A 20,496-nucleotide genomic window follows, 5' to 3' on the forward strand; every position below is an offset into this window, starting at 1 on the left:
TTCTTAAGGAGCAGAAGAATGAATATGATAGATATAGGTATTTTAGTAATTGTTTTTGCTTCAATCTTATTGGCTTTCTGGAAGGGCTTTGTTCAACAAGCCATTTCTTTAGCAGGTTGGGTCGTTGCTTTATTAGCTGCTCGCTTATTAGCTAAAGAACTAGCACCCTTATTTGCTTCAATTTTTGCTGATCAAAAATTTCAGTTAGCGGCTGCTTATGTCGTTATCACGATGGTTGTTCTTCTTGCAACTAAGGTGGTTTCTAGTGCTTTTGGAACCTTGGTGCAAAAAATAGGTTTGGGGTATTTAGACAGGCTGCTAGGCGTTGTCTTTGGTGGTTTGCGTGGCGTGATTATTGTTGTGCTGCTAGTCGCTGTGTTTAGTTTAACGGGGTTACGTGAAAGTGCGGCATGGCAAGAATCACAACTAATGCCTTATATGGAGCAAATTCGCGATTGGACTGCTGGGCAATTTGACGATTATTCAAAGAGATAGGTGAAAGCTTCATGTGTGGAATAGCAGGCATTATGGCTCATGAGTCAGTGAATCAGTTATTGTTTGACAGTCTGACCGTGTTACAGCATAGGGGCCAAGATGCCGCGGGTATCATGACCTGTGATAAAGGGCGTTTTTATCTGCGTAAAAGCAATGGGTTGGCTAGGGACGTTTTTCGTACACGTCACATGAAAAACCTAATAGGCAATATGGGAATAGGGCATGTTCGCTATCCTACTGCCGGTTCTTCAACAGAAGCTGAATCCCAGCCTTTTTACGTTAACTCACCCTATGGTATTGCGCTAGCACACAATGGCAACCTAACCAATTCAGAAGCATTAAGTGATGAAGTTTTTCGTGCCGACCTTCGCCACATTAATACCAATTCAGATTCTGAAGTGCTGCTGAATGTGTTTGCACACGAGCTAAGCAAACAGGGTATGAGCTTAACACCTGATGATATTTTTGCTGCTATTGGTCGTCTTTATGAGCGTTGTGAAGGTGGTTATGCCGCTGTTGCCATGATTAGTGGTTATGGCTTGGTTGGTTTCCGTGACCCTAACGCCATACGTCCTATAGTCATAGGTCAGCGTGAAACAGCGCAAGGCATGGAGTATATGATTGCCTCGGAAAGCGTTGCGTTAGACGTAGTGGGCTTTGAGTTGATTCGTGATGTGCAGCCGGGTGAAGCCGTTTATTTAGATACCCAAGGCCAACTTCATACGCGTATTTGTACTAGCAAAACTCAGCTAGCACCTTGTATTTTTGAGCATGTTTATTTAGCTCGTCCTGACTCCATTATGGATGGTATTAATATTTACCATGCACGTATGCAGATGGGTGAAAAGCTTGCTGAAAAAATTATGCGTGTCATGCCTAACCACGATATCGACGTGGTTATTCCTATTCCAGATACCAGCCGTACTTCTGCCTTAGAATTAGCTCAGCACCTAGGTGTTACCTACCGTGAAGGCTTTATTAAAAACCGTTACATTGGCCGTACCTTTATTATGCCTGGGCAAACCCTTCGTAAAAAATCGGTTCGCCAAAAGCTAAACGCTATCGGTATGGAGTTTAAAGGCAAAAATGTTTTACTAGTTGATGACTCCATAGTGCGCGGCACCACCTGTAATGAAATTATTATGATGGCGCGTGATGCGGGTGCAAATAAGGTTTATTTTGCTTCTGCAGCACCGCCTGTTCGCTATCCGAATGTGTATGGTATTGATATGCCAGCGGCCAAAGAGTTGATTGCTCATGGACGTACGGAAGATGAAATTTGTAAGTTAATTGGTGCTGACTGGTTGGTTTACCAAGATTTAGATGATTTGATTGATGCTTGTAAAGAGCTAAATCCTGAAGTTAAGCAGTTTGATTGTTCGGTTTTTAATGGTGAATACATTACCGGCGGTATAGATCAAGCCTACCTTAATAACTTAGAAAAACAGCGGAGCGATTCTGCTAATAAAGAAAAGGATTCTGCTGACTCTGCCATTGAGTTGCATAACGATAACTCTGCAGAAACTGAAGATTAAGCTATAAAAGATAAAACCATGAACGATAAAAACATGACAGATAAAGCATCCTGGGGTTTAAGCACCCTTGCCTTGCGTACGGGTCAGCAGCGCACTGCAGAACGTGAACATGCAGAACCTATTTTTACTACCTCTAGCTATATTTTTGAATCAGCGGCTCATGCTGCTGAATGCTTTGCCAATGAAACAGGTGAGCACAACATTTATTCGCGCTTTACTAACCCAACCGTGCGTTGCTTTGAAGACCGTTTAGCGGCTTTAGAAGGCGGTGAACGGGCGATAGCTACTAGTTCAGGTATGGCGGCTATCTTGTCAGTTTGTATGGCTTTTTTGCAGCAGGGCGATGAAATTGTTTGTTCACGCAGTGTGTTTGGTTCAACCATTGGTTTGTTTAGCCGCATGATGAACCGCTTTGGCATTACTACCCACTTTGTTGAGCTGCAAAACTTAGCTGCTTGGGAAGCGGCTTGTAATGATAAAACACGTCTGCTTTTTGTTGAAACACCTTCTAACCCTTTAAGTGAAATTGCTGATTTAGCTGCTTTGTCTGCTTTGGCAAAACGCAAAGGCTTGCGTTTAGTCGTCGATAACTGCTTTTGTACGCCTGCGCTACAACTGCCTTTACAGCTAGGTGCCGATATCGTCGTTCATTCAGCGACCAAATACCTAGATGGTCAAGGCCGGATGATAGGTGGTGCAGTGGTGGGCAGTGATAAAGACATGGCAGAAGTATTTAGTGTGGTCCGCACCGCTGGCCCTTGCATGAGTCCTTTTAATGCTTGGGTATTTTTGAAAGGTTTAGAAACTTTACGCCTACGTATGGATGCCCACTCTGCTAGTGCCTTAGAGCTAGCCATCTGGTTAGAGCAGCAGCCAAGCGTTGCTAAGGTGCACTATGCTGGTTTAACCAGTCACCCGCAGCATGAGCTGGCTAAAAAACAAATGCGTGGTTTTGGTGGCGTGTTATCGTTTGAGATGGTTGGTGGTAAAGAAGCGGCTTGGAAGGTGATTGATAACACCCAAATGCTGTCTATTACTGGTAATTTGGGTGATGCAAAAACAACCATTACTCACCCTGCAACGACCACTCATGGTAAGTTAACACCTGAGGCGCGTGCTGAAGTAGGCATTGCAGAAGGCCTTATTCGTGTATCGGTCGGCTTAGAAGATGTAGCCGATATTAAGGCGGATTTAATGCGTGGCATGGGTTAACGAAGCTTTAGGCTAGAGAAACAAAAAACGGGGCTTTAGCCCCGTTTTTGCTTTCTGTTTTTAAGGTTTAGCGTATGCCTAGCTCTTCCATACTTAAATCACGCATTTTAAATTTCTGAATTTTACCTGTAACTGTCATAGGGAATTCCTGGGTGAATTTAAAGTAGCGCGGCACTTTGTAGTGGGCAATTTTTCCTTTACAGAAGGCTTTAAGCTCTTCTTCATCTAACGATTTGCCTTCATGGACTTTAACCCAAGCCATGACTTCTTCACCGTATTTCTGGTCTGGAATACCTATCACCTGTACATCAGAAATTGCTGGGTGGGTGTAGAAAAACTCTTCTAGCTCACGTGGGTAGATATTTTCACCGCCACGTATAATTAAGTCTTTAATGCGTCCAGTAATAGCAACATAGCCTTCTTCATCCATTTCAGCTAGGTCACCTGTGTGCATCCAGCCATTAACAATGGATTCCTGAGTTGCTTGTTCGTTGTTCCAATAACCCAGCATCACACTGTAACCACGCGTGCATAGCTCGCCTTTTTCACCCCGTTCAACTACAGCACCTGATTCAGGGTCAACCAGTTTTACTTCTAGGTGAGGGTGAATAGTGCCAACGGTAGATACACGTTTTTCAAGCGGTGCATCCATACGGGTTTGGAAGCTTACTGGGCTGGTTTCCGTCATGCCGTAACAGATGGTGACATCTTTCATATTCATCTGGTCGATGACTTTTTTCATCACCTCTATCGGGCAGTTAGAGCCAGCCATAATGCCTGTGCGTAGGTGGCTAAGGTCATAGTTAGCAAAGTTGGGGTGTTCCAGTTCGGCAATAAACATGGTGGGTACGCCGTAAAGTGCCGTGGCTTTTTCTTCTGCAACCGTTTGCAGGGTAATTTCTGGGTCAAAACCATCCGAAGGGTAGATCATGGTTGCGCCGTGCGTAATGCAGCCCAAATTACCCATCACCATGCCAAAGCAGTGATAAAGCGGTACAGGAATAACAACGCGATCTTGGTCGGTTAAGTCCATGCCCTCGGCTACAAAGTAACCATTATTTAAAATGTTGTGGTGCGAAAGGGTTGCGCCTTTAGGTGCGCCAGTGGTACCTGAGGTGTACTGAATATTGATTGGGTCATCAAACTGGAGCGTTTTTTGAACATCGGCAAGGGCTGCTTCAGTTACCTGATCATGCATAGCCATTAAATCAGACCAGGTGTACATACCTTCGGTTGCTAGGTCTTCATCCAAACAAACAACCCGCTTAAGCTCAGGTAGTTTTTTGCTAACTAGGTTTTGTGGTGTGCTAGTCAGGAGTTCAGGTACTAGCTCACAAATAATTTTGGCGTATTGAGACTGTTTAAACTCACCTTCAAGAATTAAGGTGTTAGTTGCCGACTGTTTAAGGGCGTATTCTAGCTCGTGGGTGCGGTAGCTAGGATTAATGTTAACTAAAATGGCACCAATTTTTGCTGTGGCAAACTGGGTAATGCACCACTGGGCATTGTTGGGTGACCAAATACCAACACGCTCGCCCTTGGTAACCCCCATTTTTAATAAACCACGAGCACAGCGATTAACTTCTTCCTGTAGCTCTTTATAGGTATAACGAAGGTTTTGATGGCGCGAAATTAGCGCATCATTATTAGGGAAGCTGGCCACTGTTTGGTCAAAAAGATCACCAATGGTCATTCCAATTAAAGGACGTTCACTGGTACCACTGACGTAGCTTAGCTGCTTGCTCATAAACCCACCTCTTAATATTGTCTTTGTTGTGTGTTGGTTTTGAACAGTAGGGTAAGCAGAAAAACGTATTACCCTACTTTTCGTTCTGGTGATGAAGCCTTTTTCTTATCACGTTGGCGCACTTTTACTAGTGCATCTTGGCAACGCGATTCAGCAATATCGAGTTCCTTTTGCAGACGTTGAATATCGCTTAGCTGTTGGCGCATGTCGGCTTGCTTTTTAGATAAAATATCGAGCATGTACAACAGCTGTTTTTCATTGCCTTGCGTAGTGGAATCATACATATCAAACAGTTCTTTGCTTTCGGCCAGGCTAAAACCTAAACGCTTGCCACGCAAAGTTAGCATTAACCTAACCCGGTCTTTGGGGCTGTAAATGCGTGTTTGACCTTGGCGTGCAGGATTAAGTAAACCCTGCTGTTCATAAAAGCGGATGGTTCGTGTAGTTACATCAAATTCTTTAGCAAGATCACTGATACTAAAGGTACGAATCTTCACCTGTTTGTTCATTATGTGTAATTTCCAAAATTCTTATAGATCAACTCTAATCAAGGTTGACGTTTACGTAAAGGAAAATGTGCTATTATTTTTAATAACGATTAACACGTCGGTAATTTCCGGGGCTAACGCCCATAACTTTTTTAAATAATCGTGAGAAATAATAGCTGTCTTCATAGCCTAGTTGCTCAGCTATGCTGCTAATGCTGGATTCACCAGTATCTAGCAGGTAGCAGGCACGTTCAATTTTCATGTGTAGGTAGTGCTGTATGGGTGTTTCACCCGTTATTTGCTTATAGCGAGCGATGAAATGATACCTTGATAGGCCAGCAGTTGCAGCTAGGCTATCGAGGTCTAATCGTGAATTTAGATGATCTCGCATTTGTTCTTGTAGTAGGGGTAGGTTTAATTCCGCTTGTTGCTTAATTTGTGGCCTTTTATGTGATAAAGGCAGGGCGGTTAAAAGTTGCCTTAAGCGGTTGCTAGCATGAATTAAAGGCTGTTCTTGGAAGCCACTGTCTTGAACAGATAACAGCCCATTAAAATCAACAAGTAAGCGTGGCTGACGACCTAGACTAATGCGCCTGTTCATGCCACTAAAGCCTAAGTATTGGCGGAAATAACTCGCTAAAGGGCCTGAATAGTGTACCCAGTGAATAGTCCAAGGGTTGCTGTCTAGCGTAGTGTAACGATGCGCTTCGCCAGCGGGTAAATAAAGTAGATCACCTGCCACGATAGTGAGTGTTTGCTGACCAGTTGTTACCTCTGCCTCGCCTTCGGTGCAGTAGATAAGCAGCTCGTCCTTATGCTGGCTTCTATGCATGGTGTGTCCCTTGGCTCTTTGATAATGCCCAAAAGAAATAGGGTAAAGCTCTCGGGTAAGCGGGTGTTTTTCTAATAGTTTTATTAGGCGCTGCGGAATAATGTAGCGCAAACTGCCAGCGGGTAGCGGCCAATCAGAAGTCTGTGACATGATGAGTTCCTTTGCCTTGATCGCAATATAATCCATCTGTTGCACAACTTAGTCAATTTACCTAAGTGTTAAGACTTGTTAAATTTTCAAACAACCTAGCAGATGCTTGGTTTTATAACCCAAGCTAAATGGCCTTAAATAGGGTCGATACTGACAAAAAGAACTAAGAGGAAGGCGAATGAATTTTAACTTAACAGAAGACCAGGTTGCTTTTCGTGATGCAGCTAAAGCTTTTGCTCAGAATGAAATGGCGCCCCATGCAGCAGAATGGGATGCCGAGCATATTTTTCCTGTTGATGTTATTCGTGAAGCCGGAGAAATGGGCTTTTGTGGTATGTACACACCTGAAGATTTAGGTGGTATGGGCTTATCTCGCCTAGATACCAGTGTAATAGTTGAAGAGCTAGCCGCGGCTTGTCCTTCTACAGCTGCTTATCTCACCATTCATAATATGGTGTGCTGGATGGTGGCTAGCTTTGCCCAAGCTGAAGTAGCTAAGGCTATTGTACCGCGCCTAGCTAGTGGTGAGCTGCTAGCTTCCTACTGCCTAACCGAACCTGGTGCTGGCTCTGATGCTGCTAGCCTGCGTACTAAAGCCGTAAAAGAAGGCGACGAGTATGTGCTAGAAGGCTCGAAAATGTTTATTTCAGGTGCAGGTAGTACCGATATTCTTGTAGTTATGGCACGCACTGGCAGCCAAGAAGAGGGTGCTCGCGGTATTTCTGCCTTTGTTGTGGATGCTAAAACTGCTGGTATTGAATACGGTAAGAGCGAAGACAAATTAGGTTGGAATAGTCAGCCAACGCGTTTAATTACCTTTGATAAAGTTCGCGTACCTGCTGCAAATTTATTAGGTAAAGAAGGTGAAGGCTTTAAGTTCGCAATGAAGGGTTTAGATGGTGGACGCTTAAATATTGCTACCTGTTCTTTGGGTGCAGCCCAAGCAGCCATTACTTTAGCGCGTAACTACCTGCATGAGCGCAAACAGTTTGGTAAAGAGTTAGCTGACTTCCAAGCGTTACAATTCAAAATTGCAGATATGGCAACTGAACTTACAGCAGCTAGACAAATGGTTCGTTTAGCCGCCTTTAAACTAGATGAAGCTGACCCAGAAGCAACGCTTTTCTGTGCTATGGCCAAGCGTTTTGCAACCGATGCCTGCTTCCAAGTAATAGACGATGCCCTGCAATTGCATGGTGGTTATGGTTATATTCGTGAATACCCTTTAGAGCGTTACTTGCGTGATACGCGTGTACATCGCATTCTAGAAGGCACAAATGAGGTGATGCGCTTAATTGTAGCGCGTCGAGTTCTTGAAGAAGGTGTTTTGGAGGCTATCTACTAATGACCCCTTTATTAAAGTATGAAAAACGTGGCCACATTGCTGTTGTTACGATTAACAACCCACCGGCTAATACTTGGAATGAAGAATCTTTGTCTGGCTTAAAAAGCTTAGTAGAAGGTTTGAATGAAGACCGTGACATTTATGCACTTGTCATTACTGGTCAGGGTGAAAAGTTTTTCTCTGCTGGTGCAGATTTAAACAAGTTTGCTGATGGCGATAAAGCCGTGGCACGTGATATGGCGCGTCATTTTGGTTTAGCATTTGAAGCACTTACTAATTTCCGTGGTGTTTCTATTGCAGCAATTAATGGCTATGCCATGGGTGGTGGTTTGGAGTGCGCTCTGTCTTGCGACCTGCGTGTTGCTGAAGAACAAGCACAAATGGCTTTGCCTGAAGCAAAAGTAGGCCTCTTGCCCTGCGCTGGTGGTACACAAAACCTGCCTTGGATAGTGGGTGAAGGTTGGGCGAAGCGTTTAATTCTATGTGGTGAGCGTATTAAAGCCGATAAAGCCCTAGAAATTGGCTTAGTTGAAGAAGTAGTGCCTCAGGGTAAATCCTTAGAGCGTGCCTTAGAGCTAGCCGAAATGGCTTGCCAGCAGTCGCCTTCTTCCATTGCTTCTTGTAAACAATTAGTAATGCATTCGCGTGAGTCTAGCAGTCACGAACAAGGCTGGCGTTTAGAGCGTGAGTTGTTTGTTGACCTCTTCGATACTGAAGACCAAAAAGAAGGTGTACAGGCTTTTCTAGAGAAGCGTACCGCCCAATGGAAAAACCGCTGAGGTGATGTATGAGTGATCTACCCGTGCTGTTTAGCGAATTACCGCTGAACAATGGCCAGAAAATTGGGGTGGCAACCTTGAATGCCCCCCGTGCTTTAAATGCCTTGTCTTTAGAAATGATAGACCAGCTTTTAGCTAAGTTTGAAAACTGGGCTGTTGACGAGCAAATTGCAGCCGTTTGGTTAGAGGGTACAGGCGACAAAGCCTTTTGTGCCGGTGGCGATATAGTTGCACTTTACCGCTCTATGACTGAATACACAGGTGGTACTGACCCAGCAAAAGAAAACCCTTATGCAGAAAGGTTCTTTACTACTGAGTATAAGTTAGATTATTTAATTCATACCTATCCTAAGCCCTTAATTGTTTGGGGTAACGGCATAGTGATGGGCGGTGGTATGGGGCTTTTTGCCGGTGCGGCCTTCCGGGTAGTCACTGAGTCTTCACGCTTAGCTATGCCAGAAGTTACTATCGGTCTTTATCCCGATGTGGGTGGTAGCTGGTTCTTAAACCGTATGCCAGGGCGTTGTGGTTTATTTTTAGGCTTAACTGGTGCGCACTTTAATGCGACTGATGCTTTGTTTGTAGGCTTAGCAGACCGTTTTATTACTAATGACAAACGTAATAAGGTGCTTGCCGCTTTAGAAGAAGCACCTTGGCGTAAAGATCATTTCCGTACTGTTAGCCAAGTGCTGCGTAAATTTGAAGCAGAAAGCCTTACTGAATTACCGGCTGCTCAGGTTGAGACTAACTTTGCTGAAATTCAACAGTTAACAGATGCTGATTCTGACTTAGAGCGAGCCAAAAAAATAGCGGCTTATGCTGGTGAAGATAAGTGGTTAAAGCGTGCTGCTGCCAGCCTTGCTGCTGGATCACCTACGGCCAGGTTGCTAATTCAAGAACAATTACGCCGCACTCGCCATGCCTCTTTGCAGGAAGTATTTCAGCAAGAACTTAATCTTTCCGTCCAAGCAAGTTTAAAGGGTGAGTTTGCTGAAGGTATCCGTGCCTTGCTAATTGATAAGGATAAAAACCCTCGTTGGAATTATCCTACTATTGATGCGGTTGAACAGCAGTGGATTGATAGTTTTTTTGAGCCGCTTTGGTCGGTTAGTCCTTTGCAAACTTTCTAAGTAAAACAATAAGATGGAGTTAGTTTATGAGTAAAATTGCATTTATAGGTTTAGGTAACATGGGCGGCCCTATGGCGCACAACCTAGTTAAAGCAGGCCATACAGTGACTGGCTTCGATTTAAGTGCTGATGCATTAAAGGCATTAGAAGAAGCAGGTGGCAAAGCGGCTGCTTCTGCACTTGAAGCCGTTACGGGTGTTGAAGTTGTGGTTTCTATGTTGCCTGCTAGCCATCATGTTGCCGGTCTTTATTTAGGTGAAAACGGCTTATTTAGCCAGATGCCTGCTGGTACTTTGGTTATCGACTCTTCTACTATCGCTTCAGACACTTCTCGTGAAGTAGGAAAGGCAGCAGCAGAGAAGGGTATTAAGTTTATTGATGCGCCCGTTTCTGGTGGTGTGGGTGGAGCTAAAGCCGGAACTTTAAGTTTTATTGTAGGCGGTAGCGCAGATGACTTTGCTCAAGCAAAACCCCTACTAGAAAGCATGGGTAAGAATATTTTCCATGCAGGTGAAACCGGTGCAGGTCAGGTAGCGAAAGTTTGTAACAACATGTTACTATCTATTTTAATGGCAGGTACTACTGAGGCGTTGGCTTTAGGTGTAAAAAATGGTTTAGACCCTGCTGTTTTATCTGAAATTATGAAGCAAAGCTCTGGTGGTAACTGGGCACTGAATGTTTACAACCCTTGGCCTGGTGTGATGGAGGGTGTTCCTGCCTCTAATAATTATCAGGGTGGTTTTCAGGTTGATCTAATGACTAAAGACTTAGGTTTAGCTTGGGAAACAGCACTAAACAGCAAGTCGTCTATTCCTATGGGTTCTTTGGCGCGTAACCTGTTTGCACTTCATGCCCAAAAAGGTAATGGCGCACTAGATTTTTCTAGTATTCAGCAAATGTTTGCTGACTAGTGGTGGTTAAAGTTAGAAATTAAAATTTTAGAAAGAGGCAAAGTAGTTTGCCTCGCTTTGCCTCTATACAAAAATAAACAGATATGGGGTTTTATTATGCAAGCAAAGGACGCACGTGCGCGTGCACTTCAAAATCCTAGCGCCTTTTGGGCCGAGCAGGCTGATCAGATTGACTGGTTTAAAAAACCGACTCAAATTCTGCAAGAAAACGCTGATGGTACGCATACTTGGTATGCTGATGGTGAACTGAATTCTTGTTTTTTAGCCTTAGATCGCCATGTTGCCGCCGGTAAAGGTGATCGTATTGCCTTAATTTACGATTCACCGGTTACCAATACTAAAAAAACCTACACCTACAAAGCGCTTTTAGATGCCGTTGCCTTGTTTGCTGGCGCACTTAAAGCACAGGGAGTAGGCAAGGGCGATGGTGTGGTTATTTATATGCCAATGGTACCAGAGGCGGGCATAGCGATGCTGGCTTGTTCTCGCATAGGTGCAGTTCATTCAGTTGTGTTTGGTGGTTTTGCAGCCCACGAGCTGGGTGTGCGTATTGATGACTCTAAACCAAAAATTGTTTTGTCTGCCTCTTGTGGTATTGAGTTCACTAAAATCATTGAATACAAGCCGCTGGTCGATTCAGCTATAGAACAGGCGACGCACAAACCTGAAAAGGTCATTATGCTGCAACGCCCAGAAGCTAAAGCAGAAATGATTGCTGGTCGTGATTTAGACTGGTATGAAATTCAACAAGGTGTAGCGCCTGCTGCTTGCGAGCCTATGACCGCCACCGACCCTTTGTACATCATGTACACCTCGGGTACTACGGGTAAACCTAAGGGCGTACTGCGTGATAATGGCAGCTATGCCGTGGCACTTAACTTTGCCTTACGCAATATATACAACATGCAAGAAGGCGATGTTTGGTGGGGTATTTCTGATATCGGTTGGGTTGTGGGTCATTCCTTTATTATGTATGGGCCTTTAATGGGTGGCTGTACAACCGTTTTCTATGAGGGTAAGCCTGTTCGTACACCTGATGCTGGCGCTTTGTGGCGTGTTATTCAGGAATATGGTGTGAACGGTATCTTCTGTGCGCCTACTGCTTTCCGTGCAATTCGTAAAGAAGACCCAGAAGGTGAGTTATTCCGCAAATACGATGTTTCTTCACTCAAACACATTTTTGTGGCCGGTGAAAAGCTTGATTCACCGACCTACCATTGGCTGCGTGAAATGTCACAGAAGCCAGTATTTGATCACTGGTGGCAAACAGAAACTGGCTGGCCTGTAACGGCACCCTTAACGGGTATGGGTGAAAGTGATTTACGTATCGGCTCAACCAACCGTGGTGTGCCAGGTTATAACGTGCAAGTTTTGCGCCCCGATGGCTCTTTGGCTGATGCCGATGAAATGGGCTCAATTGTTATTAAGCTGCCTTTACCACCCGGTGTTGCGCAAACACTTTGGGGTGACCACCAGCGTTACCTAAGCTCTTACCTACAAACCTTTAAGGGGTATTACCACACGGGTGATGGTGGTTACATCGATAAAGACGGCTTTGTTTACATTATGGGCCGTACAGATGATGTTATTAACGTCTCTGGTCACCGCTTGTCTACGGGCGAAATGGAAGAAGTGGTAGCCACTCACCCGGCGGTAGCTGAATGTGCTGTGATTGCCGTTTCTGACGAGGTTAAGGGTCAGTTACCTATTGGACTGATTCTTCTAAAAGATGGTGTGACCATTGAGCAAGATGCCTTAGAAAAAGAGCTGGTTGCTTTAGTTAGGCAAAAAATTGGTGCGTTGGCTTGCTTCCAAAAAGCGTTAATCGTTAAGCGTTTACCAAAAACACGTTCAGGCAAAATTTTGCGTGCTATTTTGCGTAAGATTGCTGAAGGTGAAGATTATGCGCCCCCCTCAACCATTGATGATTTATCCATTCTTCCTGAAATAGGTGAGTCATTAAAGGCAGCAGGTATAACAAAAACTTGATATAAGTTAAAAAACGCAAAATAATCTAAATCAGAGCTTGTAGGATGTGTCTTTTTGGTTTACGTTTACGTCAAGGTCACAAAAAAGATCTTGAAGAAAGACAGGTTCTACAAGGTCAACGACAAGCTGGTATAAAAACAACAGGGCTAAGCCCACAGCAAGAGGATTTACAATGAGCCAGGAGTTCGTGTTAGAAACGCGAGGTCTGACTAAAGAGTTTCGCGGCTTCACTGCTGTTGACTCGGTTAACCTGCAAGTGAAAGAAGGGAATATTCATGCGCTTATCGGCCCTAACGGTGCAGGTAAGACAACACTTTTTAACCTTCTAACTAAATACCTACCTATTACACGTGGCGATATCTTATACCGTGGTAAGTCCATAGCTAAGATGAAGTCCAGCGAGATAGCGCGTTTAGGCGTGGTACGTTCTTTTCAGATTTCGGCTGTTTTCCCACACATGACTGTATTGGAAAACGTGCGTGTAGCTCTACAGCGTCCTATGGGCAACTCTTTCCACTTTTGGAAACATGAAAAAGTTCTAAATCAGTTAAATGATCGTGCGATGGACTTACTTGAGTCCGTAGGCTTAGAAGAGTATGCCGACAATATTACGGTTGAATTACCCTATGGTCGTAAGCGTGCTTTGGAACTAGCAACCACCTTGGCAATGGAACCCACCATTATGTTGTTAGATGAGCCAACGCAGGGTATGGGTTTGGAAGATGTTGATCGCGTAACGGAGCTTATTCGTAAAGCAGCCGTGGGTCGTACTATCTTGATGGTAGAACATAACCTGCGTGTGGTTAGCAAACTTTGTAACCAGGTAACTGTATTAGCTCGCGGCACGGTTATTGCTGAGGGTGATTATGCAAGTGTCTCTGCTAACCCTCAGGTTAAAGAGGCCTATATGGGTTCAGAAGCCGATGAAGAGCAGGAGACTGCATCATGAGTAAAACTTACGAGCAGTTAAATATTACTGAGTTACATGCTTATTACGGTGAATCGCATATTTTGCATGGCATTGACTTGCAAATAAACCGAGGTGAGCTAGTTACCCTGCTTGGTCGCAATGGTTCAGGACGTAGTACAACGCTTAAATCCATTATGAATATGGTGGGTCGCCGTACTGGTTCCATCGTTATCAATGGTAATGAAACCATTGAAACTGCTCCTCACCATATTGCACGTTTAGGTGTGGGCTACTGCCCAGAAGAAAGGGGTATTTTTTCAAGCCTTAATGTAGAAGAAAACTTGTTGTTACCACCGACGGTACGTAGTGGTGGTATGTCACTTGATGAAATCTACGATATGTTCCCTAACCTTTATGAGCGTCGTAAGAGTGTAGGTACACGTCTTTCTGGTGGTGAACAGCAGATGTTGGCTTTAGCACGTATTTTACGTACTGGTGCAAACATGCTTTTGCTAGATGAAATTACCGAAGGTTTGGCACCCGTTATTGTACAAAAACTGGCCGAAGTATTAACCCAGCTTAAAGAAAAAGGGTTAACTATTTTGCTGGTAGAGCAAAGCTTCCGCTTTGCAGCACCGATTGCTGATCGTCATTACCTAATGGAACACGGTCAAATTGTAGAAGAAGTTAAAAAAGACGAATTAGAAAGTAAGAAAGAAATACTTAACACCTATTTAGGCGTTTAACTACCTAGGTGTTGCTGTAAAAAGTTGGACTGGAACACTTAGCACTTAGCTATTCATGGATGATAAACAAAACAACAACAAAAGCCGGCAAGGCATCGGAGTAGACGAATGAAACTAATAAAAAAAGTACTAACAGCTGCAGTTGCAACAGCAATGACCGCAGGGGCTGCTCAGGCAGCAATCACCGATAACGAAGTGCGTATTGGTTATTTGGCAGATATGTCAGGTACCTACCGTGATTTAGCAGGTCCTAATGGTTTAGAAGCCTTGCGTATGGCGGTTGAAGACTTTGGTGGTACGGTTAAAGGTAAAAAAGTTGTGGTGATGAGTGCTGATGACCGTAACAGCCCAGACGTTGCTTCTAGTACTGTTCGCCAGTGGCTAGATAGTGACAAGGTAGACATGGTTGCAGGTTTGGTTGCTTCCTCTGTAACTATTGCTGCTACTAAGGTGTTGAACGGTTCAGATGCTATTGGTCTGGTAAACGGTTCTGCGGCTTCTAGTATTACTAACGAACACTGTACCCCTAACCATATTCACTGGGCTTATGATACCTACCCACTAGCTAACTCAACAGCATCAGCTATTGTTGCTGAAGGCGGTAAAAGCTGGTTTCTAGTGACTGCTGACTATGCTTTTGGCCACTCGCTAGAAAATGACGTGCGTACGGTTGTTGAGCGTGAAGGTGGAAAAATTGTTGATACAGTTCGTCACCCGCTAGCAACAAGTGACTTCTCTTCTTATATTTTACAGGCACAAGCTTCTGGCGCTCAGGTGGTTGGTTTTGCCAACGCTGGTGGCGATACCGTTAACTCGGTAATCACTGCCGGTGAGTTTGGTTTAGCGCAATCAGGTCAAACCGTTGCTGCACTACTTTTCTTCTTGACTGACGTTCACGCCTTAGGTGTACAAACGGCCCAAGGTATTCAGCTAGTTACTGGTTGGTACTGGGATAAAGATAAAGATGCACGCGCTTGGTCAGACAAGTTTTACAAGCGTACCAATGCACGTCCTAGCATGGTTCATGCCGGTATCTACTCAAGCACCATGCATTACCTAAAAGCCGTTGAAGCGACAGGTAGTGATAATGCCAAGGTAGTACGCGCTGAAATGGCTAAAAACAAGGTTAACGACATGTTCACCAAGGGTGGTTACATCCGTGAAGATGGTCGTATGGTTCACGATATGTACCTAGCCCAGGTTAAAACGCCTGCTGAGTCTAAAAATGAGTGGGACCTTTACAAGATCGTACGTACTATTCCAGCCGATGGCGCTTTCCGTCCTTTGTCTGAGAGTAAGTGCTCTTTAGTAAAGAAGTAAGTCATTAAGCTACAGACTAGCGGGATCCTTCTGATCCCGCTTTATAAATAAGAATTTTGTTAAAGGATGGTACGCAGATGACCATGATATTTGGAGTGCCTGCAGCCGCATTTTTCGGTCAGTTGCTGCTAGGTCTGATCAACGGCGCTTTTTACGCTCTCCTGAGCCTAGGGTTGGCAATTATTTTTGGCCTACTCAAGATAATCAATTTTGCGCATGGTGCCCAGTACATGCTGGGGGCTTTTGCAGCTTATCTGTTGCTAAATTTACTGGGTATCAACTATTGGGCTGCCTTGTTTTTAGCACCGCTTATAGTGGGTATTATTGGCGCACTAATCGAACGCTACCTACTACGCCGTATTACACACATTGACCATATTTATGGCCTGCTACTTACCTTTGGTCTAGCGCTAATTATTCAAGGTTTGTTTACCAATTTGTTTGGGGTTTCTGGTAACCGTTACCCAGTTCCTAGCGAGCTAAGTGGTGGTATTAATCTTGGGTTTATGTTCTTGCCCTTCTACCGTGGCTGGATAGTAGCTATTGCTGTGGTGGTTTGTATTGCGGTTTGGTTCTTAATTGAAAAAACTAAACTCGGTGGTTATTTAAGAGCGGGTACTGAAAACCCTGCCTTAATGCAGGCCTTTGGTATCAACGTACCGCTCCTTGTAACCCTAACTTATGGTTTTGGTGTTGCCTTGGCCGCTTTTGCAGGTGTGTTAGCCGCTCCTATCTACTCAGTTGCTCCGGGTATGGGTGCTAACCTACTTATAGTGGTGTTTGCCGTGGTTGTTATTGGTGGTATGGGTTCCATTATGGGTGCCATAGTGACTGGCCTAGCCATGGGTATAGTTGAAGGTTTAACCAAGGTTTATTACCCAGAGGCTTCAAATACGGTAATTTTCCTTGTAATGATATTTGTACTGCTGCTTCGTCCAGCAGGACTATTTGGTAAGGAGGCATAGATCATGGCTATGACCGAAACTACAAAAGCTAGAGTGAGTGCTGTGCAGGAGTCTAAAAAGGCTGCTAACCGCAGACGCATAATGATTTACCTTGCTCTACTAGCTGTTGCATTGATTGCGCCTTTTCTTGCTTACCCAGTTTTTTTAATGAAAATACTGTGTTTTGCACTCTTTGCCTGTGCTTTTAATTTAGTGCTTGGCTATACAGGGTTGCTGTCTTTTGGCCATGCTGCCTTTTTAGCAACCGGTGGTTACTTCACTGGCTACCTGCTTAGCCAACATGCTGTAACGCCTGAAGTAGGTATTCTTGTAGGTACACTAGCGGCAATTATTTTAGGTACTTTCTTTGGCTTGCTGTCGATACGTCGTCAGGGTATTTATTTTGCAATGATTACCCTAGCTTTGGCACAGCTAGTATTCTTCTTCTATCTCCAGGCTGACTTTACTGGTGGTGAAGATGGAATGCAGGGTGTACCTCGTGGCTACCTATTTGGCTTTATTGACTTAGAAAATAACCTATCTATGTACTACTTTGTACTGGCTGTTTTCTTGATCGGCTTTATGCTTATTCAGCGGACTATTCACTCGCCTTTTGGGCAGGTATTAAAAGCCATTCGTGAAAATGAGCCACGTGCAACTTCACTAGGTTACAACGTAGATGCTTATAAGTTGGTTGCCTTTGTTATTTCTGCAGGTTTGGCGGGTTTAGCTGGCTCCACTAAAACAGTTGTGTTCCAGCTAGCTTCTTTAAACGATGCACATTGGCACATGTCAGGTGAAGTTATTCTAATGACCTTGGTAGGTGGTGTAGGTACTTTGGTTGGACCCATTGTTGGTGCTACCTTTGTATTAACACTTACTCACCAATTAGCACAAAGTGCTTTGGGTGATTGGGTTAACGTCATTCTTGGTGTGGTGTTTGTGGCCTGTGTTATGGCTTTCCGTGCTGGTATTGTAGGTGAGCTTCAAAAGTTCGCTAAAAAGAACTTTAAGTAACATCTAGCTTTTTTTATGTAGCTCTGTGGGTCACTCTCTGTGCCCTTGTTTGACCTGCCAGGCAACTGGCAGGTCTTTTTTATTTATACTCACATCAACCGCGGCATGTAGTAACATACGCCAAATAATAAATGATACTAGCAGGGTTATAATCAATGAAAACACATCAGCGTTTTCTATCCGCAGCTTTTTTATTGTCAGTTTTTACCTATTCATCCTTAGGTTTAGCAACCACCCAAACCTGTGACTCCTATGCTTCATTAAAGCGTATGGAAGGTCAGGTGCAGCTGGTTAAAGCTAACTCGCCCTTTCCAGTGCGTAACCCTGAATTACCTTATGCACTTTGCACGGGTGATCTAGTACAAACTGTTTCTAAAGCACAAGCACTTATTAGTCATGTGGGTGGAGAAGTGGTGCTAGCAGAAAACAGCCGTTTAGAAGTGTTAGATGCCGACAGCTTATCTTTAGCTGAAGGAGCTGCTTTATTTCAAATTGCTCAGCGTGAAGGGCATAGGTTTGTTGCTAAAACCCCTTTAATTGTCATAGGCGTTAAAGGCACTGAATTTTTAGTAAGTAGTCAAACAGCACGGAATGATGTGGCTTTGTTTAAAGGTGCAGTGGGTGTAGAGCGCCAAGATGGTCAAGCGATGGCTTACTTTCGTACCAAGCCAGTTTCTGAAATGAGTTTTGAGGAGTATCAGGCGTATCAAAAAAAATCTTTTTCAGAGTATAAGAATAGTTTAGATCAAGCTTTTAATGACTATAAAGAGCAGCAAATGGCTGAATTTAAAGCTTATGTCAGCGGTGTTGATCTACAAACAGGTCGCCAGTTAACTCTTAATAGTGATGGTGAAAAACCTGAAGCTATAGATGCTCCTGTCAATAAGGCGGTAGAACAGCTACAGAAACAGCTACATTTATGGTTAGAGTAATAAATAGCTTGGGTTTATTTAAAAAGAACGGGATTAGCCTGCTAAAAAAACATGGGTTTTACCTATTAGGTTTTATTTTATTGCTACTAACTTATCAGCTAGCTTTGCACCCGCCTTTGATAATTCAATCTTTAGCAAGTGCGCTAACCGATGATTACTTTCATTGGAATAAGCGTAAGCCATCAGAAAAACTAGTGTTTATTGATATAGAAAATACCAGTGTTCGAGCTCATGGACGTTGGCCTTGGTCACGTGATTTAGTTGCCAAAGGGGTTGCGCAGCTAAATACTGCGGAAGTAATAGGTCTCGATATATTGTTTTCTGAACCTACGGTAGCTACACATGATCAAGCGCTTTCCAATGCAATTAGCCGTTTAGAAAATAAAGTTATAGGTGGTGTGTTTTTAAATGGCCCACAAGCAGAAACACTCACAAAAGATAATGCAGGCTATCAACATTTACTTTATTCATCTTTAAATCGTACAGAAAATGCTCAATTAATTGATAGTCAACGAGCAGAAATACCTATAACAAAAATACGCGAAGCTTTTCCTTTATTGGCAGCACTCAATACCAGCCCAGATGCAGATCAAAAAATTCGTCATTATCCTTTAGCTTTTTGGTTGCAAGATGCGGCTATACCTAATATGGGCGTACAAATGTGGCGTTTAGGTCACTTTGTAGATTTAGAATTAAATGGCACTCAAGCTTTATTAGGTGAGCAGCCACTTGCAGTAGATAAAAAAACACGTGCCCGAATTAACTACTATCCAGTAGGTACTTGGCAAAGAATCGCTTTTACTGAACTGCTTCAGCCTGATTGGGATCCACAGCGCTTGGCTGGGCGCTGGGTACTGGTTGGGGTAAGCGAGGCAGGTGTTACCGATATGCGTGTGACTCCTTTAGGAGAATTGCCCGGTCCTCTGATACATCTAACTTTTGTCTCCAATCTTTTGGACAACAGTTTGCTAACAGATATTAACGGTTGGGAGTTATTAGCTGTCCTACTGGCTGTCTTTATCTTTGTAATTTTTATTTGGCAATTCAGCCAGCCTTGGTTGCGTTTGCTCTTGTTTTTTTTGCTGGGTTTAAGCATTGCTGGAATAGGTGTTGCTGGCTATGCTTTTTTTAACCTTTGGCTAGAGATTTTTTACCCACTAGTGTTCTTACTACTTACTGTACTAGTTGGAGAGGTATGGTTCTTTGTTATGAGCCGAGCAGAAACTGCTTATCTAAGGTCTGCTTTTAGTAGTTATGTGGCACCTGCCTTGGTTGATAAGTTGGTTAAACAAGGTGATGAGTTGCAGTTGGGTGGTAAGCGCCAACAGCTAACCGTTTTGTTTAGTGATTTACGAGACTTCACACCGACCACCGAGTTACTAGAAACCGAGGAATTAGTTAGTCATCTTAACCGTTACTTTGGATCAATGATTGAAGAAGTGCACCGCTATAACGGTACTCTAGACAAACTAATGGGCGATGCTGTTATGGCACTATTTAATGCGCCCTTAGCTGATGAAGACCACGCCTACCACGCTTGTTTAGCAGCTGCCGGAATGATGCAAGCTTTAGATGCTTTTAATCTACCCTATTCGGTGGATGATCCTCATTACTTAAGAATGGGTATAGGCATTAATACCGGCGAGGCTGTAGTTGGTAATATTGGTGCTGCTAACCGCTTTAATTTTACTGCCATAGGTGATGCGGTAAATACTGCAGCACGCTTAGAAAGCATGACCAAAGAAGTTAACTGTAATTGGCAGGCTAGCAAGCAGGCAGGTGAAGTTAAGCCCTGTGAAACCGTAGATATAATTATTGGCGAAAAAACCTTTGCGGCAGTTAAAGATAGGTTGCCTTGTTATCCGGTAATTGGCCTAGAGTTAAAAGGTAAGTTGCAAGCCCAAGATGTTTGGGTTTTAGATTGGCGAAAAATGATTGCACAAGGACGCTTGCCCTAAAAAGCATTTCTCTATATTCTTAAAGGTAATTTATAGGGGTTTTCTTATAACCTTTT

The 20,496-nt window shown here is 43.7% G+C and carries 18 protein-coding genes; 15 read left to right on the forward strand and 3 right to left on the reverse strand.

Features of this window, described 5'->3' with window-relative positions; translation table 11 throughout:
- Positions 1 to 18: 18 nt before the first annotated feature.
- From H571_RS14345 to H571_RS0105630, 3 genes are read left to right on the forward strand one after another with little or no spacing between them, the layout of a single operon-like run.
- A complete protein-coding gene (locus H571_RS14345; RefSeq protein ID WP_051168174.1) occupies positions 19 to 495 on the forward strand; it encodes a CvpA family protein in 477 nt (158 codons plus the stop codon).
- 11 nt (positions 496 to 506) lie between these two features.
- On the forward strand, positions 507 to 2,030 hold the full coding sequence (gene purF / locus H571_RS0105625) for an amidophosphoribosyltransferase (RefSeq protein WP_027848457.1): 1,524 nt from the start codon (positions 507 to 509) through the stop codon (positions 2,028 to 2,030).
- Between the two features lie 18 nt (positions 2,031 to 2,048).
- Positions 2,049 to 3,242, forward strand: coding sequence for an O-succinylhomoserine sulfhydrylase (locus H571_RS0105630; RefSeq protein WP_027848458.1), 1,194 nt, complete (start codon positions 2,049 to 2,051; stop codon positions 3,240 to 3,242).
- Between the two features lie 67 nt (positions 3,243 to 3,309).
- Here the strand turns inward: H571_RS0105630 and H571_RS0105635 are convergent, their stop codons facing one another.
- The 3 genes from H571_RS0105635 to H571_RS0105645 all read right to left on the reverse strand — a co-directional run bounded on the left by H571_RS0105635 (position 3,310) and on the right by H571_RS0105645 (position 6,459).
- Positions 3,310 to 4,989: an AMP-binding protein gene (locus tag H571_RS0105635; RefSeq protein WP_027848459.1), complete on the reverse strand. Its 1,680-nt coding sequence runs from the start codon at positions 4,987 to 4,989 to the stop codon at positions 3,310 to 3,312.
- A gap of 68 nt (positions 4,990 to 5,057) precedes the next feature.
- Complete coding sequence (locus H571_RS0105640; RefSeq protein ID WP_027848460.1) at positions 5,058 to 5,498, reverse strand: MerR family transcriptional regulator; 441 nt, start codon at positions 5,496 to 5,498, stop codon at positions 5,058 to 5,060.
- Positions 5,499 to 5,577: 79 nt separating this feature from the next.
- Positions 5,578 to 6,459, reverse strand: coding sequence for an AraC family transcriptional regulator (locus H571_RS0105645; RefSeq protein WP_027848461.1), 882 nt, complete (start codon positions 6,457 to 6,459; stop codon positions 5,578 to 5,580).
- 178 nt (positions 6,460 to 6,637) lie between these two features.
- Here H571_RS0105645 and H571_RS0105650 point away from each other — a divergent pair, with 178 nt between their 5' ends.
- The 12 genes from H571_RS0105650 (at position 6,638) to H571_RS0105710 (ending at position 20,440) form a co-directional block, all read left to right on the forward strand.
- A complete protein-coding gene (locus H571_RS0105650; protein WP_027848462.1) occupies positions 6,638 to 7,804 on the forward strand; it encodes an acyl-CoA dehydrogenase family protein in 1,167 nt (388 codons plus the stop codon).
- On the forward strand, positions 7,804 to 8,583 hold the full coding sequence (locus H571_RS0105655) for an enoyl-CoA hydratase (protein WP_027848463.1): 780 nt from the start codon (positions 7,804 to 7,806) through the stop codon (positions 8,581 to 8,583). Before H571_RS0105650 ends, H571_RS0105655 begins: the two co-directional genes overlap by 1 nt.
- A gap of 8 nt (positions 8,584 to 8,591) precedes the next feature.
- Positions 8,592 to 9,713 carry an enoyl-CoA hydratase/isomerase family protein gene (locus H571_RS0105660; RefSeq protein ID WP_027848464.1) on the forward strand — a complete coding sequence of 374 codons (1,122 nt, stop codon included), beginning with the start codon at positions 8,592 to 8,594 and terminating at the stop codon, positions 9,711 to 9,713.
- A 26-nt stretch (positions 9,714 to 9,739) separates the two neighbouring features.
- Positions 9,740 to 10,624, forward strand: a complete 885-nt coding sequence (mmsB, locus tag H571_RS0105665; RefSeq protein WP_027848465.1) for a 3-hydroxyisobutyrate dehydrogenase — start codon at positions 9,740 to 9,742, stop codon at positions 10,622 to 10,624.
- 96 nt (positions 10,625 to 10,720) lie between these two features.
- Positions 10,721 to 12,613: a propionyl-CoA synthetase gene (locus H571_RS0105670; RefSeq protein WP_027848466.1), complete on the forward strand. Its 1,893-nt coding sequence runs from the start codon at positions 10,721 to 10,723 to the stop codon at positions 12,611 to 12,613.
- A gap of 172 nt (positions 12,614 to 12,785) precedes the next feature.
- A complete protein-coding gene (locus H571_RS0105680; RefSeq protein WP_027848467.1) occupies positions 12,786 to 13,562 on the forward strand; it encodes an ABC transporter ATP-binding protein in 777 nt (258 codons plus the stop codon).
- Complete coding sequence (locus H571_RS0105685; RefSeq protein ID WP_027848468.1) at positions 13,559 to 14,269, forward strand: ABC transporter ATP-binding protein; 711 nt, start codon at positions 13,559 to 13,561, stop codon at positions 14,267 to 14,269. Before H571_RS0105680 ends, H571_RS0105685 begins: the two co-directional genes overlap by 4 nt.
- A 108-nt stretch (positions 14,270 to 14,377) precedes the next feature.
- A complete protein-coding gene (locus tag H571_RS0105690; protein WP_027848469.1) occupies positions 14,378 to 15,589 on the forward strand; it encodes an ABC transporter substrate-binding protein in 1,212 nt (403 codons plus the stop codon).
- A 77-nt stretch (positions 15,590 to 15,666) separates the two neighbouring features.
- The gene (locus H571_RS0105695) at positions 15,667 to 16,554 is read left to right on the forward strand and encodes a branched-chain amino acid ABC transporter permease (protein ID WP_027848470.1); all 888 of its coding nucleotides are present in this window, start codon (positions 15,667 to 15,669) and stop codon (positions 16,552 to 16,554) included.
- Positions 16,555 to 16,557: 3 nt separating this feature from the next.
- Complete coding sequence (locus tag H571_RS0105700) at positions 16,558 to 17,550, forward strand: branched-chain amino acid ABC transporter permease (protein ID WP_027848471.1); 993 nt, start codon at positions 16,558 to 16,560, stop codon at positions 17,548 to 17,550.
- 155 nt (positions 17,551 to 17,705) lie between these two features.
- Positions 17,706 to 18,482, forward strand: coding sequence for a FecR domain-containing protein (locus H571_RS0105705; protein ID WP_027848472.1), 777 nt, complete (start codon positions 17,706 to 17,708; stop codon positions 18,480 to 18,482).
- Positions 18,470 to 20,440 carry an adenylate/guanylate cyclase domain-containing protein gene (locus H571_RS0105710; protein ID WP_027848473.1) on the forward strand — a complete coding sequence of 657 codons (1,971 nt, stop codon included), beginning with the start codon at positions 18,470 to 18,472 and terminating at the stop codon, positions 20,438 to 20,440. Before H571_RS0105705 ends, H571_RS0105710 begins: the two co-directional genes overlap by 13 nt.
- Positions 20,441 to 20,496: the final 56 nt, after the last annotated feature.

It is taken from the genome of Marinospirillum minutulum DSM 6287 (assembly GCF_000422325.1).
GTDB classification, from domain to species: domain Bacteria; phylum Pseudomonadota; class Gammaproteobacteria; order Pseudomonadales; family Halomonadaceae; genus Marinospirillum; species Marinospirillum minutulum.